The 18,480-nt window shown below is 36.6% G+C and carries 14 protein-coding genes; 8 read left to right on the top strand and 6 right to left on the bottom strand.

Translation table 11 applies throughout. The annotated features are described in order from the left end of the window. Positions 1-82: 82 nt before the first annotated feature. The 5 genes from hflK to NPX99_RS03195 all read left to right on the top strand — a co-directional run bounded on the left by hflK (position 83) and on the right by NPX99_RS03195 (position 7,446). Positions 83-1,228: an FtsH protease activity modulator HflK gene (hflK, locus tag NPX99_RS03215; RefSeq protein ID WP_269030378.1), complete on the top strand. Its 1,146-nt coding sequence runs from the start codon at positions 83-85 to the stop codon at positions 1,226-1,228. A 2-nt stretch (positions 1,229-1,230) separates the two neighbouring features. Then, positions 1,231-2,178, top strand: coding sequence for a protease modulator HflC (gene hflC, locus NPX99_RS03210; protein WP_269030376.1), 948 nt, complete (start codon positions 1,231-1,233; stop codon positions 2,176-2,178). A gap of 168 nt (positions 2,179-2,346) precedes the next feature. Beyond that, positions 2,347-3,864, top strand: a complete 1,518-nt coding sequence (locus NPX99_RS03205; RefSeq protein ID WP_269030374.1) for a Do family serine endopeptidase — start codon at positions 2,347-2,349, stop codon at positions 3,862-3,864. 646 nt (positions 3,865-4,510) lie between these two features. Continuing rightward, positions 4,511-5,383 (top strand): tRNA (adenosine(37)-N6)-dimethylallyltransferase MiaA, encoded by an 873-nt coding sequence (gene miaA / locus NPX99_RS03200; RefSeq protein ID WP_269030372.1) that lies wholly within the window; start codon positions 4,511-4,513, stop codon positions 5,381-5,383. 269 nt (positions 5,384-5,652) lie between these two features. Further along, a complete protein-coding gene (locus NPX99_RS03195) occupies positions 5,653-7,446 on the top strand; it encodes an acetolactate synthase 3 large subunit (protein ID WP_269030370.1) in 1,794 nt (597 codons plus the stop codon). A 660-nt stretch (positions 7,447-8,106) separates the two neighbouring features. On the opposite strand, the gene NPX99_RS03190 is transcribed toward NPX99_RS03195, so the two are convergent. The 4 genes from NPX99_RS03190 to NPX99_RS03175 form a co-directional block, all read right to left on the bottom strand. Beyond that, positions 8,107-8,571 (bottom strand): TauD/TfdA family dioxygenase, encoded by a 465-nt coding sequence (locus tag NPX99_RS03190; protein WP_269030368.1) that lies wholly within the window; start codon positions 8,569-8,571, stop codon positions 8,107-8,109. Between the two features lie 105 nt (positions 8,572-8,676). Then, entirely contained in the window at positions 8,677-8,946 is a 270-nt protein-coding gene (locus NPX99_RS03185) for a hypothetical protein (RefSeq protein ID WP_269030367.1), read from the bottom strand. A gap of 38 nt (positions 8,947-8,984) precedes the next feature. Then, a complete protein-coding gene (locus tag NPX99_RS03180) occupies positions 8,985-9,107 on the bottom strand; it encodes a hypothetical protein (protein ID WP_269030365.1) in 123 nt (40 codons plus the stop codon). Between the two features lie 27 nt (positions 9,108-9,134). Beyond that, on the bottom strand, positions 9,135-10,343 hold the full coding sequence (locus NPX99_RS03175) for an MFS transporter (protein WP_269030364.1): 1,209 nt from the start codon (positions 10,341-10,343) through the stop codon (positions 9,135-9,137). Positions 10,344-11,113: 770 nt separating this feature from the next. On the opposite strand from NPX99_RS03175, the gene NPX99_RS03170 reads away from it, so the two are divergent. From NPX99_RS03170 to ilvC, 3 genes are all read left to right on the top strand, one after another. Beyond that, positions 11,114-12,235, top strand: coding sequence for an ATP-dependent DNA helicase (locus NPX99_RS03170; protein WP_269030363.1), 1,122 nt, complete (start codon positions 11,114-11,116; stop codon positions 12,233-12,235). Between the two features lie 76 nt (positions 12,236-12,311). Beyond that, positions 12,312-13,046, top strand: coding sequence for a pyridoxine 5'-phosphate synthase (locus tag NPX99_RS03165; protein WP_269030362.1), 735 nt, complete (start codon positions 12,312-12,314; stop codon positions 13,044-13,046). An 872-nt stretch (positions 13,047-13,918) separates the two neighbouring features. Beyond that, on the top strand, positions 13,919-14,938 hold the full coding sequence (gene ilvC, locus NPX99_RS03160) for a ketol-acid reductoisomerase (protein ID WP_269030360.1): 1,020 nt from the start codon (positions 13,919-13,921) through the stop codon (positions 14,936-14,938). A 100-nt stretch (positions 14,939-15,038) separates the two neighbouring features. Here ilvC and NPX99_RS03155 read toward each other — a convergent pair whose 3' ends face one another. Beyond that, positions 15,039-16,439 (bottom strand): amino acid permease, encoded by a 1,401-nt coding sequence (locus NPX99_RS03155; protein WP_269030359.1) that lies wholly within the window; start codon positions 16,437-16,439, stop codon positions 15,039-15,041. Between the two features lie 1,100 nt (positions 16,440-17,539). Next, complete coding sequence (locus tag NPX99_RS03150; protein WP_269030357.1) at positions 17,540-18,148, bottom strand: fumarylacetoacetate hydrolase family protein; 609 nt, start codon at positions 18,146-18,148, stop codon at positions 17,540-17,542. Positions 18,149-18,480: the final 332 nt, after the last annotated feature.

Here is an 18,480-nt window from a genome sequence, read left to right as displayed (position 1 = left end):
ATAGAATCAGATAAGAGCCATCTTATGAGACTTAAATGAATGGTTGGTATTTGATGAATGGTATTCAGTAAAAGAGGTAAAAATGCCCTGGACAAATCAAAATGGTGGCGGCCCTTGGAGTGGCAATCACAATAAGCCTAGTGGAGACAAAAAAACATCCACGAAGAATTTTTTTGGTTCTGGTAGTAATAACGGTGGTGACAATGGTCCCCATCTTGATGATATTTTGCGTAAAGGGCAGGATCAACTTAAACAATTTGGTGGGAGTGGTCTTTGGGGGCTTTTGTTTTTGCTCGCCATATTTGTTTTGTTGTATAAGTCACTTTATATTGTTCAGCAAAATGAGCAAGCCGTAGAATTGCGTTTTGGTGTTCCTAAAGCCGGAATTATCGGTGATGGTCTGCATTTTCACTTTTGGCCAATTGAGACTTATATGAAAGTGCCTTTAACGGAAAAGACAATTGCGATTGGTGGTCAGCCTGGTCAGGCGCAACAGAGTGAAGGTTTGATGCTTTCAAGTGATCAGAATATTGTGAATGTTAATTTTTCTGTTTATTATCGGATTTCACATCCTAGTCAGTTTCTATTCAATGTGAATGATCAAGAAGGGACCGTTCGTCAGGTTGCTGAGAGTGCGATGCGTGAAGTTATTGGTTCAAGACCTGTTGATGATGTGTTGCGTGATAAAAAAGAAGAAGTTGCTGATGATGTAAGAAAAATTATCCAGTTGACCGTGGATAAATATCAACTCGGTGTTGAAATAAGTCGTGTATCGATCAGTGAGGCTGCCCCTCCTACCAAGGTTGCGGCGGCGTTTAATTCTGTTCAGCAGGCAGAGCAAGAACGTGGACGAATGATTGAAGAGGGAAATCGTGTGCGTTTTACAAAAATCGGTTTAGCAAATGGTGAAGCTTCACGCACACGGGAAATTGCAAAGGGTGAAAGGGCACAAATGGTTGAAGAGGCAAGAGGGCGTGCGGAGCGTTTTCAAGCTATCGTTCGGGAGGCTGAAATTTCACCAGAGGCTACGCGTTATCGTCTTTATATGGAGACAATGGGACGTATTCTTGCTTCACCAAATAAATTGGTTCTTGATAGAATAAATTCTCCAGTGGTGCCTTATTTGCCTTTGAATGAATTGTTGCGTAGTCATTCATCAGAAAACGCGAAAAAAACTTCATTGCGTTCTACGTCACTTTTGGATTCTCGCCTTTTGGAAGGACGCTAATTATGCAGCAATCTCGTTTCTTGTTTATTTTTAGTACTATCGTTTTTCTTTTGATGATTCTATGGATGTCTGTTTTTATTGTCTATCCTCGCCAACAAATAGCAATTAAGCGTTTTGGGCAAATTGTAAAGGTAGAGTCTAACCCTGGAATCTATTTGAAAGTGCCCTTTGTAGATAAGATGGTTGTGGTTGATAATCGGTTGTTACGTTACGATGTTCCTACACAATCTGTACAGGTGAGGGGGGGGGCTTATTATGAAGTGGATGCGTTTTTTATTTATCGTATTACGGATCCTAAGTTGTTTTTACAGCGTATTGCTTCGGGGCGTCCACAAGTTGCTGCGCGTGAAAATCTTGCACCGCGTTTTATTGATGCTTTGCGGGCCGTTTATGGTAAGCGGGAATTTAGAGCAGCTTTATCAGATGAACGGGGGGCAATGATGGCGGAAGTGCAGCGGCAGTTTTCTGTCGATGCAGGTTCGTTGGGGATTACTATTGTTGATGTGCGTATTCGCAAAACGGATTTAACCGACGCTGTTTCAGAAGATGTCTATCGGCAAATGGCAGCCGAACGTGAAGCTGTAGCGGAAAATATTCGTGCTCGTGGTCAGCAAGAACGAGATCGTATCGTGGCAGAAGCCAATCGTGAATATGAAGAGATCGTAGCAGCTGCAAAACGTGATGCGGAAATTACTCGCGGTGAAGGTCAGGCTGAAAGTATTCGCCTTTTATTGAATGCGAGGAAGGTTAATCCATCTTTCTATGACTTTTGGTTAGCAATGGAGCAATATAAGAATTTGGAATTTATTCCGATGGTGATTTCACCAAACGAAGATTTCTTTTTCTATTTTCGCAATCCGCAGCTGGAAAAGAAAAAATTTCCATCAACAATGAATACCGAGGCCAGTAAAGGGACCAGTAAATCTGATTCAAAACTTGGGGAAGAGTAGATATAAAAATGCACTGTGAACACAATTTTTTGTAAGTTTTTTTTTACATGATGAGTGTGTTCTGTAGTTGCTTTCTTTTGTGATAAAGATGGTAAAGTGTTAAGCTATACTCATTTTGTAATAGATAAATTTAGTCAGGTTTTTGCAGCATTTTATTAAAGGCATGTCATGGTTAAAAATGTCGTAGGTGGGGGTACATCTTTGAAATTCTTTGTCGCAAAAGTTGTTATCTGTGTGGTTTTATTTTTATCAGGATCAATCAGTTTGTCTTGGGGAGAAGAAACAAAAAATACACTGCCTTCTGTTCCTGATTTGGCTGCGGAGCTTTTAGAGACAGTTGTAAATATTTCCATAGCACAGACCGTTGATGGTACGGAACAAGACGAAAATACTTCTGTCCCGGTTATACCAAAAGATTCATTGTTGCAAGAATATTTTAGTGATTTTTTTACTCCTAAAGATGGTCAAAAAGGAAGTCAGTTTCAAAAGGTACGTTCTTTGGGATCTGGTTTTGTGATTGATGCGCAAAGGGGGCTTATCGTTACAAATTACCACGTTATTGTTGATGCCGATGATATTGAAGTTAATTTTACGGATGGTACAAAACTAAAAGCAAAATTGCTTGGAAAGGATAGCAAGACGGATTTGGCATTGCTTCAAGTCAATGCAGGAAGCAAAAAATTAAAAGCTGTACGTTTTGGTGATTCAGAAAAGGCGCGCATTGGTGATTGGGTTATGGCGATCGGCAATCCCTATGGTTTTGGTGGAAGTGTAACGGTTGGTATTATTTCTGCACGTAATCGTGATCTTAATGCGGGTCCTTATGATAATTTTATTCAGACAGATGCGGCGATTAATCGAGGCAATTCTGGAGGTCCGTTATTTGATAGAAATGGTGAGGTGATTGGAATTAATACAGCAATTATTTCCCCTTCCGGTGGGTCTATTGGTATTGGTTTTGCTATACCATCAGATATGGCTCTTTCTGTTATTAATCAGTTGCGTGATTTTGGAGAAATAAGGCGTGGCTGGTTGGCACTTCGTATTCAACCCGTAACAGAAGATATTGCAAAAAGTTTGAAATTAGAAAGCGCTGTAGGAGCGTTGGTTGCTGGTAAAATAGAAGATTCTGATGTCGATAATAGTCAGCTGCAGACTGGGGATATCATTCTTTATTTTGGGAAGGCAAAAATTAAGCATGCGCGTGATTTGCCGCGTTTAGTAGCGGAAAGTTCGGAAGGGAAAGTGGTGGATGTTACTATTTTGCGAAATGGACAAGAAGAAATAGTACAAGTTAAGCTTGGTCGTTTGATTGAAACAGATGCGAATGAAAATACAGCAGAAGAATCTGATGATGAAAAGGACAATGATGTCTCAAAAAGTATGACAATGCACTTTATGGGAATGACATTATCTGAGCTTACAGAAGATTTGCGTCATCAATATTCAATTACAGATAAACTTCGGGGGGTGGTGGTGACATCTGTTGTACAAAATAGCGCAGCAGATAAAAAGCGTATTCGCATTGGTGAAGTCATCGTTGATATCAATCAGAGTTCTATCACAACGATTGATGAGGTAAAAAAACGTCTTCATAAATTACGTGAGGCAGGGCGTAAAAATGCTCTGTTCATTATTGCACGTCCAGATGGAGAGTTACGGGTTGTAACAATCCCAATAGATTAATGTTTGGGGACTAATATTGGGGGACTAGTGTTTGAGAGATTGGTGTTTTAAAGGCTGTGTCTCATTCTTTGCGTTTTTGTTATTGCCATTAAAGCTATGATAGAGGCGACTTCTTTAATTTTCAAAAAAGCAATTAGCCAGAAAGATGAGTAGGAGAAGGAGTCATTTAGGAGCATGACTGTGCTTTGCTTTGTGGTTGATAGAAGGAAAGGCAATAGCTGTAAATGAGAGCTTGAAGAAAATAATTTACGAAGTGCTTATTGTAAATCAAAGCATTATCCATTTTTATAAAACATAAAGCTGTTTTCTTGTGTACATTAAGCTAAGTGTTATTTATATATTAGGGTTGCAAAAAGTATCTTGGTTTATAATAGTTCCTTAGAAGAATTTTTATGGCTGTATTTTGTTCTTGAATGATGATAGCAGGAAGAAATTCCTTGAGATTTTTTTGTATTATTCTTGGATTCATTTTTTTCAAGGAAGCAGAACTATCATAGTATTTTCATTGTGTTCGTTATAAAAGTTCTGCTTGTATTTTTGTTTAAAGAGTTCACTTTATGACAATGAAGATGAAATACAAGTTATACGTGGTTGATTATGCCTGTTGCAAGAAACTGTTGATTTATGGAAGTAGAGATTTCCATTGATGAAACAGAGAACGATTATATTAATAGCGGGACCAACTGCAAGTGGAAAGTCAGCGCTTGCCTTACAGATGGCGCAAGAAAAAAATGCCTTCATCATTAATACGGATTCCATGCAAGTTTATGATGTTTTAAATATTTTAACGGCACGTCCTACAGAAACTGATGCTACACTTGTTCCACATTATCTCTATGGTTATGTAAGTCCTACTGTGAATTATTCAGTAGGGCAATGGTTGGACGATGTTAAAAAATTATTGATAACATTTCCATCAAGGTCACTTATTTTTGTTGGTGGAACGGGGCTTTATTTTCGTGCTCTTTTAGAAGGAATTGCAGAAATTCCTTCTATTCCGCAGGGTTTGCGGCAAAAATGGCGTTTGCGACTTGATCAAGAGGGAACTGAAAGTCTTTATCACCAGTTATTGCAAGTTGATGCTGTTCTTGCGGAGAAAATTTCTTCGCAAGATGGTCAACGTATTGTTCGTGCCTTAGAAGTTTATGAAGCAACAGGTAAGAAACTAAGTTGGTGGCAAAAGCAAAAAACGCTGCCTCTGATTTTGTCAGATTGTGCTGAAAAAATTCTTCTCATTCCTTCACGTGAATTGCTTTATGAACGTATTCATAAGCGGTTGGATTCTATGATTGAAAGAGGTGCTTTAGAAGAGGTTTCTGCCATGAAAAGGCTTCAACTTTCTCCTTTGTTACCAGCGATGAAAGCTATTGGTATAGCTGAATTTATCGCTTATTTGGATGGGTATAGAAGTTTCGAGAATGCGCTTGAAATCGTGAAAACACAAACGAGGAGGTACGCAAAAAGGCAAATGACATGGTTTCGTAATCAATTTGATAAAGAATGGAGACTGATTTCTTGATAAAAGAGTTTAGAGGTTTGAAAAGTCATTAAAAAATCCTTATAAATAGATTTCTTTTAGGAAGTGTAATTTTTTATTGACGAATGCTCTTAATAGAATTAAGAATCTTCTTATAAGGAATGTTTTTCTTATAGGTTTGTGCATAGGAATAAGGAGGGGGTCATACAATATATGTTTTTTTGTGTGTAATGGGCTCCTTTGGAGTCTTTTTTTATGGGCTCCTTCGGGGGCTTTTTTTTATTATACTATCAAGTAGGCGAGTGGGAAAAATGACAAATCATCCAAGAATGCAAGAGAGTGCGGACGGAAAAATAATGTCGGGTGCTGAAATGGTGGTTCAAGCTCTTATTGATCATGGGGTTAAACATCTTTTTGGTTATCCTGGTGGCGCAGTTCTTCCTATTTTTGATGTTCTTTACCAACAAGATAAAGTTCGGCATATTCTGGTCCGTCATGAACAAGCAGCAGGTCATGCTGCTGAAGGTTATGCACGCAGTACTGGGAAGGTTGGCGTTATGCTTGTAACTTCTGGACCAGGTGCAACAAATGCTGTGACACCTTTACAAGATGCCCTCATGGATTCCATTCCACTTGTTTGTTTTTCAGGTCAGGTAGCGACAACAATCATTGGAACAAATGGCTTTCAAGAAGCTGATACGGTTGGAATTACAAAACCCTGTACGAAGCATAATTGGTTGGTTAAAAACATTAATGATCTTGCGGCTATTATTCATGAAGCTTTTTCTCTTGCTCAATCAGGGCGTCCTGGACCGGTTTTGATTGATATTCCTAAGGATGTTCAATTCGCTTCAGGTCTTTATAGAGCGCCTCAAGTTGCGACAGTTATGCATTCTTATTTACAGTTGAAAGGGGAGGCTATCGAAAATGCTGTTTCTCTTTTAGTAGGAGCAAAACGCCCTGTTATTTATACTGGTGGTGGTGTTATTTCATCGGGGACTAAAGCTGTACAGCTTTTGCGTGAATTGGTCCAACTAGGAGATTTTCCAATCACTTCAACACTCATGGGACTTGGGGCTTATCCTGCTTCTGGTAAAAATTGGCTTGGAATGCTTGGAATGCATGGAACGTATGAAGCTAATATGGCCATGCATGATTGTGATGTTATGTTAGCGATTGGGGCACGGTTTGATGATCGTATCACTGGACGACTTGATGCGTTTGCACCTCATGCGCGCATTATCCATATTGATATTGATCCTTCTTCTATCAATAAGATCGTAAAAGTAGAAGTTCCACTTATAGGCGATGTGGCGCATATTTTAGAAGAGATCAATCGGCGTTTGCATATGCACAAACCAATATTTAAAAGCGAAAGCCGTGATCAATGGTGGGCACAAATTAATGGCTGGAGAGCACGTAATTCATTGGCATATACTGAGAGAAAAGATGCTATTATGCCACAATATGCTCTTCAACGGCTTTATGCATTTAGCAAAGATGCAAATGCTTACATCACAACGGATGTTGGACAACATCAGATGTGGGCAGCTCAGTATTATCGCTTTGATGAACCAAAACATTGGATGACTTCTGGTGGTCTTGGAACGATGGGGTATGGTCTTCCTGCTGCTATTGGTGTTCAAATTGCACATCCTGATGCACTTGTCATATGTATTTCCGGTGATGCTTCAATTCAGATGAATATTCAAGAGCTTGCAACAGCAATGCAGCATAATACCCCGGTGAAAATTTTTATTTTAAATAATCAATATATGGGTATGGTTCGCCAATGGCAGCAATTGTTGCATGGTAATCGTCTTTCTCACTCTTATACAGAATCTATGCCTGACTTTGTAAAATTAGCCCAATCTTATGGAGCTGTTGGTATTCGTTGTTCAAAACCAGATGAACTTGATGATAAAATTCAGCAAATGATTGCTTGTGATAAGCCAGTTCTCTTCGATTGTCGTGTTTATCATTTAGAAAATTGTTTTCCCATGATCCCATCGGGATGTGCCCATAATGATATGTTGTTGCCTGATGAGGCTAATGATGAAGCAATTGCAAATGCTATTTCTGCTGATGGTCATATTCTTGTATAAAATGAATATGTTAATCAAATAAAGAAAAGACAGAGATGAAGTTTTTGGAGTCTTCATCTCTGTCTCTTCTTTATGAAGATTCCTATTATTCTTAGAGCTCATTTTATGATGTTCATTCTTTGTTTAAAGAAATGGGAAGATTATTTGTTTCTCTCAAAAAATATTATAAGTTGTGTGTCCAATTATGTTTGAATTTATTTGTGCGTGGTTTTTGTTTTTTAATTTATCTGTTTACATTAATAGCTATTTCTTTGCACTTTTTAGATAAGACATTGAGTTATCTATTATAAATTAATGATGTTGTCTGATATATGAAAGTTTCCATCGTGCAAGAAAAAAGCTACCGTGCTTGAAAGGTGCAACCATGCGAACCGTTATGTCTATGAAAACAATAGAAAAGTTTATCACTATGTTTTGGTTTTGCATTATGAGATGACTTCAAATCGCTTTTTCAAGGGTTTGATAGAAAAATTCCCCTAATAGCTTGAAAGGAAGGGTAAAAATAACAAAGATCAAATGCAACCATAGAAAATCAATTGGCCACCGTAGCTTATAATCAGGTAGTAACCTCACCTGGTTATGCCAGAGAAGTCTATACATATGAGATGTGTAGTCTAGATAAGCCGGAATAATATTCGACATCATATCATTGTCAAGACATTAACATTGAAAATCAAATACTCTTTCTTTTATTTGTTCTACATATCGATGATTCCATAAATCTGCAGACACAAACACTCTTTGAATCCACTGCATTGGATTTTCATAACGATCAAATGATCCAAAAAATTTATCTCTAGAGTGTAGAGCCATTCTGTTATCAATATATAATAATCTTCCTGGTTGTACATCAATTCCAAAAGATACGGACTTAATAGCTTCATAAAAATGATCTAAAGCTTCCTTGGCTTTTTTTGACTGTGGCTCTAACATGCCCGGATAAAAAACAGCGCTGATATCTGGGAATTCACCGCTCCCTTGAACTAGCGGCACTTTACTTGTAGAGGCTACCCCATTTTTTTTCCATCTATAGTGAACATTAATGATATATAAATTATCCCTTAAGCTACGCACATTCTCCTCACTTAAAAGTTTTAAAGTGAGACGTGCATCAGATATTCTCAACAACGGACCATTAACATCATTGCGAACACCAGATAAAAATATCCCTTTAGAAGATAAATTAAAACCACTTATAAATTTTAGTGCAGCATTTTCTATATGAAAACCTCACTCAACTTCAGATTCTAATCCTGTATCATCTTTTTTATTATCCTTTAAAGGAACTAGGTTATTTACTATATGTCCGCCTTCAAACTGAATTGAATAAGGCTCTCCGATCAATAAAGAAAACATCATAATTAAATTTTCGCTCATATAGCCACTTTTACAAGACGCATCTAAATTATAGGGATGAGGTGACGTATTAATTTGTCTATCAATTGGAAGGTTTTCAAAGATTAAATATGGTCTCGGGGTAATAAACACCTTTTGATTCATAAGAATTGTCAATATTCTCTGTGGTAGCAGCGAAAATACTATTTTTTTAGCTCAACCGAATATTCAAGACCACCATATGGATCATAAATAACATGGTTTAAAGCCTCCCAAAGTTTGTCTCTTTCGACATTGCTCAACTCAAAAGTATTTTCATTGATCATTATAATTTTCCTCCCAATTATATTCCCCTACTTTTTTATTAAGAAAAGTGAAGCAACAATCATTAAAATTAAAATCAGCCATGTTAGTAAATAAGTGTCTGTAAAATCTTGGATTAATCCAAATAATGGTGGAGCAGTAATAATTGCGATTTGATTTACAGACATTGCTAGCCCCAGAGAAAAGCCAACGCTTTCTTTTGGCGAAGAGTCTACAATATAAGCAACCCAAGGGCCATACCATCCCATTCCAAAAAAACCTAACCAAGCAGATAAAATAGTGAGATAAATTATGGATCCACTCATGCCCAAAATTAATATTAAAAATCCAAAAACGACTGCAATCATGCAAAACAAGACAGGAAAAAATCGTCCTTTTTTACAATGATCACTCCACGCTGCTAAAATAATTCTCCCTAAGGCACCAGAAGCTTGTGAAACAAAGAACAAATAAGCACTTTTATCTAAAGATAGGTGATAGATTCTATAAAAATAAACCGTTATAAAAATGGTTAAAACATATTGAACTATCACAAGTGAAACGCCTGAAAAAATAATATTCTTCATATGTGGCGCCGCTAACATCGCAAGACGAGACCGTACATTTGCATAGAATGAAACTCTTGCCTTGTTTTCTGGAACGATAACTACAACTTTTGCTGGTGCGTGATAAAAAATAATAAATATGCATCCACCTAAAAAAGAAACTATGGCACCGACCAAAAACGCACCTTGTGTGCCATAGACAAGTGCACTAGCAGGCAGAACTATCCCAGCTAATGCCCCACCTAAGGGTAGTCCCGCTTGCCTTATTCCCATTGCAAATCCGCGCTGCGATTGTGGAAACCATAAAGAAACAGATTTAGCACCACCAGGTTGAGCAGAACTATAAAATCCCCCTACAATGAGCAAACAAACCAAAAGGGAAATATAGTTATCTGCGATTGCTCCCAACAAAAGAGCGACAGAAACGCCGACCGCGCCAACTCCAACAATATAGCGTTCGTTAAACTTGTCTAGCAATTCGCCAGCTATAAGTAACCCAATAATAGGTAGGAACTGCGCAGCTGAAGACAGCAAACCTATCTGAGAGTCACTAAGCGAGAAATCCTTCTTAAAAAATTCAGCTAAAGGACCAATTCCTTGAACAAAGAAGCAGGCTGATGCTTGAGCGATAGTGGCAACAAGCAATACAATCCATCTATAATAATTTTTTTCTATAAATTTATTATTGCCCACTATGCCCCCCTCCAACTAAAGTCTATTCCAATGAAGTAGTTTTTTTAAATAATGATTGCAACAATTAAATGAGGTATTTTATGCGAATTACATAAAAATCTGTCATACGCGATTGGTATGAAGATAAAAGCTAAGAAATATGCTTAATTTAAGAAAATAAGTGATGATGTGTGGTGCAAATTCGATAGGCTAGCGATAAGAGTAAATTTATTAAACACATGATAAGAGGGAAGAACTTTATAGGTGTAGCATCATCATAGGATTAAGTCTTTTTGTTGCGAGCTATTTCTATTTCCGCCAAAAGGTTTTTGATATATTTAATGATTATTTCGTAATAGGGGATATACTTTATTTTTATGTGCAAGAAAGCTGATTGATTGTGTAAAATAGTGTTCATGAAATTACATTATTTTTATCCTGTTAAGGACATTTTTTCTAGCGATGGTTTTGCAATTGCAATGCTCTTTTTCTCATTCTAAATTTTGGTTAGAAAAAGCATATAAAGGTGTTATTTTAAATTTAAGATATGCATATGCAAAAAATGATATTTTATTTGATTAAGTATAATGTGTTACGTTGAGGATCAATGTAGAAATAAAATTTAGATTGTTAGAATATCTTGAAAAACTATATGGGTAAATGATTGATAATTGTGCTACGAAAGTTGTTAGATGAGCGTGTGTCAGCAATTCTTAATAAAAAAGTTTTTCTTGATAGTCTTTTTTTTCAAAATTCTTGCTCTTTTTATACAAATCTTATGTTGGTAAGCTATGCAGTTTTCACCGGAACAGGATAAAGCATTGAAGGCTGTTGCCGCGTGGTTAAGGGAAGGGCGTTCACCACTTTTTCGCCTTTTTGGCTATGCGGGGACGGGTAAGACGACACTTGCACGCTATTTCGCAGAAACAGTTGATGGTTCTGTTCAGTTTGCTGCGTTTACAGGAAAGGCAGCACAGGTTTTACGTTCTAAAGGTGCAAGTAATGCTTGTACTATTCATTCATTGATTTACTCTCCGCGTGGAGAAGAAGAAGTTTCTGATGAAATCACAGGAAAAAAGTCTCTTGCACCAACATTTGCCTTAAATCGAAGAAGTGCTGCTGCACACGCTAAACTTATCATTATTGATGAGTGTTCAATGGTCGATGAACAATTAGCGCGTGATTTAATGAGTTTTCGAACGCCAATTCTTGTTCTTGGTGATCCAGGTCAATTGCCTCCTATATCAGGGGGTGGTTTTTTTTCCAATGCTGCACCAGATTTTCTTCTCTCTGAAATTCATCGACAAGCGCATGATAATCCAATTGTTCGTTTAGCTATGGATGTGCGTGAAGGACGTGATATTGTTTATGGTGATTATGGAGCGGCGCGCGTTATTCCACGCAAAGAGGTGGATCAGAAATTGGTTTTAGATGCTGATCAGGTGTTGGTAGGGGTGAATCGAACACGGCATCTTTATAATAGGCGTTTACGCGCTTTGAAGGAGTTTACGGCAGATTATCCACAAGCGGGAGATAAGCTGGTGTGTTTGCGTAATGATCCCACTAAAGGTTTGTTAAATGGATCTTTATGGAAAGTCATGACTTCACAGAAAGAAACTGTTAAACCAAGTATTAATCTTCTCGTTAAACCAGAAGAAAGCGATCGTGGAGTAGCGAAAATTAAGCTTTTAAAAGCTGTGTTTGAAAATCCTGATAGTGAGATTTCATGGCAATTGAAAAAAAGATATGATGATTTTGATTATGGGTATGCATTAACTGTTCATAAAGCACAAGGATCTCAATGGGATAATGTGGTTTTATTTGATGAAAGTTTTGCATTTCGTGATATGTATGCACGCTGGCTGTATACCGGAATTACACGTGCAGCAGAGCGTTTAACAATTGTTCGATAGGAAAATTTTATTCTCTGCTATTATATTGGCAAATATATTTTTGTTTTGAGAGCTGTGTCTGAAAATAGGAGTGAACATGGCCATAAAACTTTCGGTTAATCTGAATGCTATTGCCGTTTTGCGCAATCGGCGTAATCTTCCTTGGCCAAATATCAATCATATTGGGCATATCGCACTTACAGCAGGTGCTGCTGGTTTGACAGTCCATCCACGTCCCGATGAGCGACATATTCGTTTTGCAGATTTGCCGGATATACGTTGTTTAATGAACAGTACATTTCCTACTGCTGAATTTAATATTGAAGGTTATCCAAGTGATACATTTTTGAACATAGCAGAAAAATATGCTGATCAGATTACTCTTGTGCCCGATGATCCAACTCAGTTAACTTCTGATCATGGTTGGGATTTTGCTCATAATGCAGAATTTTTAGCACCTATTATTCAATGTTTGAAAGCAAAAAAAATTCGCGTATCATTATTTGCAGACCCTGTTGTTGATGGTCTTGATGTTGCTAAGGCAATCGGCGCTGATCGTGTGGAGTTTTATACTGGACCTTACGGTGGTGCATTTCAGGATAAGACAAAACAAGATCAAGAACTCAGTAAACTTGTTTTCGCAGCAAGAAGAGCTCAAGAGTTGCAATTAGGTGTTAACGCAGGCCATGATCTGACAGTTACAAATCTTCCTGCTGTTGTCCATCACATTCCTTGGCTTGATGAAGTTTCTATTGGTCATGGGCTTATTGCGGATGCCTTAGAATATGGAATGCATGATACGGTTCAGCGTTTTCTTCAGTTATTGGTGTGATTTTTTTCCTCTACACAATGGGTGAATTTTTCTAAAGGCTCTTTATCTTGAGGAAACGACTTTGCATATGTTTGTTTAGATAAAAGGCACTGATATATTATGATAGCAATAGAAATGCTGCATTCAATTTAAAAAATTGGTCGTGATTTTATTATATGAACCTGTAGAGAGAAAGATAAGTTTTGTAGTTATTTTAAAGAGACAGCAAATCAGCAGTAGATTGATTTTATGAAAAATAAAAAACTGAAACTTTTAGATGTGTGTTGGCAACTGAAATGATAAGGGTCATTTTGAGAAGATACAGAGTTTTAAGGGTATTCTTCAGCTATGAATTTATTCCATTAAAATACTCAATATTACCTACAATGGAAGCTGCACTATCTATCATCGCGTTGTAAAATTGGGTTATATGAACAGTGTTTTTTATCATGCGAATGGTAGAATTGATTTTTTGCGTTTAAATATAAAAACGATATCCTTTATTTACAATTTTTCTTGCTATCCTCTTTGATTTCATTCATGTTAAAAATGCATGCTTCTATCTTAAGTTCAAAAAGATAATGCTTTGTTCTTTGAAAGAAGAATATAGTTTTAGTATATTTATTTTTATAAGTATTGTTTATTGTATAATGTCGTATTTTGTAAGTAAGTATTTAAAGTATATTTTGATTTAAAATATACTTTTATAAGTTTTTTGGGGATATATTTTTTATATGCAATATATAAATTAAAAAAGATATTCAATTGCTTTGTTGCTATAAATGTTGTTTTTTATTTATAGTGTATTTAAGCACATGAATTCATTTTTTACTTATTTATTCAATAAAATAAGCCAAAATTTATTTTAAATATAGAGAAAAGGAAGTGTTCTTATGCGTGTTTTTTATGATCGTGATGCAAAGATTGATTTGATTAAAGGGAAAAAAGTAGCCATTGTTGGTTACGGTTCACAAGGACGTGCCCATGCTTTAAACTTGAAAGATTCCGGAGTTGAAAGTGTGAAAATTGCTTTGCGTGCAAGGTCTGCAACAGCTAAAAAGGCTATGGTGGATGGTTTTGAAGTTGTAAGTGTTGCTGAAGCAGCAAAATGGGCAGATCTTATTATGATGGCAACACCGGATGAATTGCAAGCTGATATTTATAAAGAGCATATTCATGATCATTTACGTGATGGTGCTGTCATTGCTTTTGCGCATGGTTTGAGTATTCATTTTGGCTTAATTGAACCTAAAAAAACAGTTGATGTTGTGATGATTGCTCCTAAAGGTCCAGGTCATACGGTGCGCAATGAATATCAACGTGGTCGTGGTGTTCCTTGCTTAATTGCGATTGCACAAGATGCTTCAGGGCATGCCCATGATGTAGCATTGTCTTATGCGTGCGGTCTTGGTGGTGGACGTGCTGGGGTGATTGAAACAACCTTTAAAGAAGAGTGCGAAACTGATCTCTTTGGTGAACAAGCTGTTCTTTGTGGAGGACTTGTTGAGCTTATTCGAGCGGGTTATGAAACACTAACGGATGCAGGTTATGCGCCGGAAATGGCTTATTTTGAGTGTTTACATGAGGTTAAATTGATTGTGGATCTTATCTATGAAGGTGGTATTGCAAATATGAATTATTCGATTTCCAATACAGCTGAATGGGGCGAATATATGTCTGGACCACGTGTGATTACAGATGAAACGAAAGCCGAAATGAAACGTATTTTGAAAGATATTCAGACGGGTAAATTCACATCGAATTGGATACAGGAATATAAAGCTGGTGCAGCTCATTTTAAAGGGATGCGACGTTTGAATGATAATCATCCTATCGAAGAAGTTGGCAAAAAACTTCGCTCTATGATGCCCTGGATAAAATCTAACGCGTTGGTTGATAAAGAGCGTAATTGAAATCTCAATATCAGATACTCTGTAAAAAGCTTTTATGCTTTATGTACAGATATCAAAAAGGGTAACTAAAGTTACCCTTTTATGTTTTTATATACAGATTTTATTGATTTTCTTTAGCTGATTTTTTTCTTACAAACATAAAATACATTATACCTAAGAACATGAACCATAATATACTATATTGTAGAGCTATGAAGGTATCGGTTTCTAATGTCAATAAATAGAGCATGAAAGCAAAAAAAACTAAAATAATTCCGCACATGATAACGCCTCCTGGCATTTTGTAGACAGATTCTGCATGCAGGTGGGGATGGTTGCGACGATACACAATATAACTAATTAAAATTACAGACCATACGAATAAAAATGCGATAGCTGAAATGCTCGTTACGATTGTAAAAGCACTTATGATGCTTGGAGAGAGCGATGTAATTGCATATCCTAATAAAATACATAAGCAAGAAAAGAATAGAGCATTTGCTGGAACGTGGTATTTGGAAAGTTTTCCTAAAAGGCAAGGAGCACCTTTTTGTGTTGCAAGTCCATATATCATACGGCTGGTAGAAAAAATGCCACTATTTGCTGAAGAGGCCGCCGAGGTGAGAACGACAAAATTTACCAAACCAGCAGCTATTGGAATGCCAGCAAGCCAAAACATTGAGACAAAAGGGCTTTTATCTGGAACAACTTGATCCCATGGTGTAACGGACATAATTACAGCCAGAGAAAAAATATAAAAGAATACAATACGAACCGGTATTGCATTAATAGCTTTGGGAAGAACTTTTTTAGGGTTTTTGACTTCCGCTGCAGTTGTTCCGGCAATTTCTATACCAACAAAAGAAAAAATGGCAATTTGAAATCCAGCAAAAAAACCTGTAATCCCTCGAGGAAAGATATCTCCATTGTTCCATACGTGACTGAGAGAAGCAACAGTACCATTTGGAGAGGTAAAGCCTGTCGCGATCATATAAAATCCAACAGTGATTAATGCTAAAATTGCTACAACCTTGATAAGACCAAACCAGAACTCAAGTTCACCAAACATTTTTACGGCAAAGAGGTTAAAGATGAGGAAAAAACCAATGCAAGCAAAAACGGTAATCCATGGATTAAGTGTGGGCCACCAAAAGTGCATATAAGTGATAATCGCAATAATATCTGCGGCTCCAGTTACAACCCAACTCAACCAATAGCTCCAGCCAACAAAAAAGGCAATTCCTGGTCCTAGCATATCGGTTGAAAAATCAATAAGAGATCGATATTGTGAATTAGAAAGTAATAATTCACCCATAGCACGCATTACAAAGTATAAGGCACAACCTATAATAGCATAAACCAGTATGATGGAAGGGCCCGCTACGCTAATTGTTTTCCCTGATCCCATGAAGAGACCTGTTCCAATAGCACCACCGAGGGCTATAAGTTGTACATGACGGTTATCTAATCCACGTTGCAATTTTTGTCGAGGATTATCTTCTAAATTTTGTGTATAGCTCATTTTTTAGGGGTTCCCTTTTAATTATTTAAGATTCTTACCCTGAAAAAGGTAATGTTTAATATCGAAGCATGATATAAATGAGGAGTAAAGGGAAAAAACATTTTTTGTGTTTTCATGTGGATAAAAGCATATGAACTCAACAAAGGTAAGCTGTTTTACTCTAAAGCAACGTAATAGATATTTCCGGACAGAGTTTAGTTGTCGCTTAGATAACAGATAAATGGTTCATGATTTCTCATATTGGCAGTCGTTTTAAACAGTTATGAGGGGACATTTATGGGTTACGAGAAGCCCATAAGTGAGTGCTGTAGTTGTTTTAGATCTTATAATGAAGAAGCGTTTTTTCAGTCGAATAGAGTATAGAGTTGTCATCTTCGTTTAAAAGAAAATGGAAATGTTAAATGATTTCCTCACCACTTTATTGGATATCATAAAGAGAAGGTCGTTGCTTTATTTTGTACAAAGGCAGTAAAAAACCTCTAGCTGTTTCATTTAAGTCAGTATTGGAAACAGCTATGAGCAGCGGACTTTTTATAGATATATGAGTGATAATATTCTGTAATTTATAGCACCTTGGTGGTAGGGAAGCAAATAGGATAGCTACAATTATTTCTCAATAGATCATCCTTAATTTTTATTATTAAAATTTGAAGAGTTTGTTAGATTAATTTATTGTTGTGCTACACAGAGAAAATGAGGAAAAACCAGTAGAAATATGAGCTCTGACAGAGGAGTGATATCGCTGTTAAGAGTGATAGACAGATAAAACTATAGGAAGATTAATCTGTCAGCTTTACAATTTATTATGAGAGAGATGAGGTTATCCCAAGACAATGAAAAAAGAAAATACGGATAAAACTGTTTCCATTGCTGTATTTATATCCTTTTACTCGTTGCTTTTTAAAATTATATGAGTGAATGATATAAAAATGGTCATAAAAGTAAACCATGCACATATGTTGCTGTACACAACTTTGCAATGTTAGCAAATCCGTTCTTTTTTCCCCAGTCTCGTTGCATTATCAATTATAAGGGCCATATTCGGCCCAGGTGATATAACCAAAAAAATGAAACTATAAAAAAGGTCAGTATTTGATGATTCATTTTACCTTTATTTCTGAAATTAATTTATCTTCGATATATAATTCTATTCTATCAAATTGAGAAAGTTTACCTACTCCCTGTGGAGTGCCTGTATATATTATATCGCCATTCTCTAGCTGAATGTAGCTACTCAAAAATGATATTATTTTTCTAAAGCTAAAGATCATATTTTCCGTATTGCCAAGTTGTCTGGTTTTTCCATTTAGCTTCATTTCAAAGGTTATTGGATTTTTTATTTTTTCCTTGTCCATGAAGTCAGAGACGTATGCGGCTCCTTTGAATCCTTTAGACAAAAGCCAAGGAAGCTTTTTGTTTTTCAGTTTTGTTTGCAAATCCCTCGCTGTGAGATCAAGACCTACTGCTATGGCATCATAGCATTCTTCAGCTTCCACCTCAGTAACCATAAACGTGTCCTTTGAGATCCGTAGCACAATTTCAGTTTCGAAATGTATTTCTTTAGAAAAATCGGGAAGATAAATTTCATTTCCTAAGATAAGAGAACTATTCGGCTTGCTAAATATAACGGGTTCTTTTTCAACAACATTGCCCAGTTCATAAGCATGTTCAACATAATTGTATCCAACACAGTAAATATTATTCATCATAGGAAAAGCCCTTTAAGTTTTTCATTTTTCTTTTTGTATAGGAAAAATATAATTACGGAAACAACATCTTTTTTTATATCGATAGAGGATTTTCTGAAAAATACGCATTGTGTGGGGTACATTCTCAATCTTAATGATAGCCAGTTATTATTGTTTTTTCCAAGCTGTATTGAGAGGGTGGTTACTTGGTGGCTTACAGGTGAAACATCAGAGAATAGGTGGAATTCAGGATTTTTGCTGAGATGCTTTTAAAGCAATCAAAACCATTTAGGATTTTATCCCTTTCTGTGTCCACTAAGATACCGTTCTTCTTCATTTTTTTGAGGAGTTTT

Origin of the sequence: Bartonella sp. 220B (assembly GCF_026930205.1) — a bacterium.
Classification (GTDB): domain Bacteria; phylum Pseudomonadota; class Alphaproteobacteria; order Rhizobiales; family Rhizobiaceae; genus Bartonella.
Note: the sequence above shows the minus strand (reverse complement) of the source record. Positions and strands in the feature narration are given on the sequence as shown.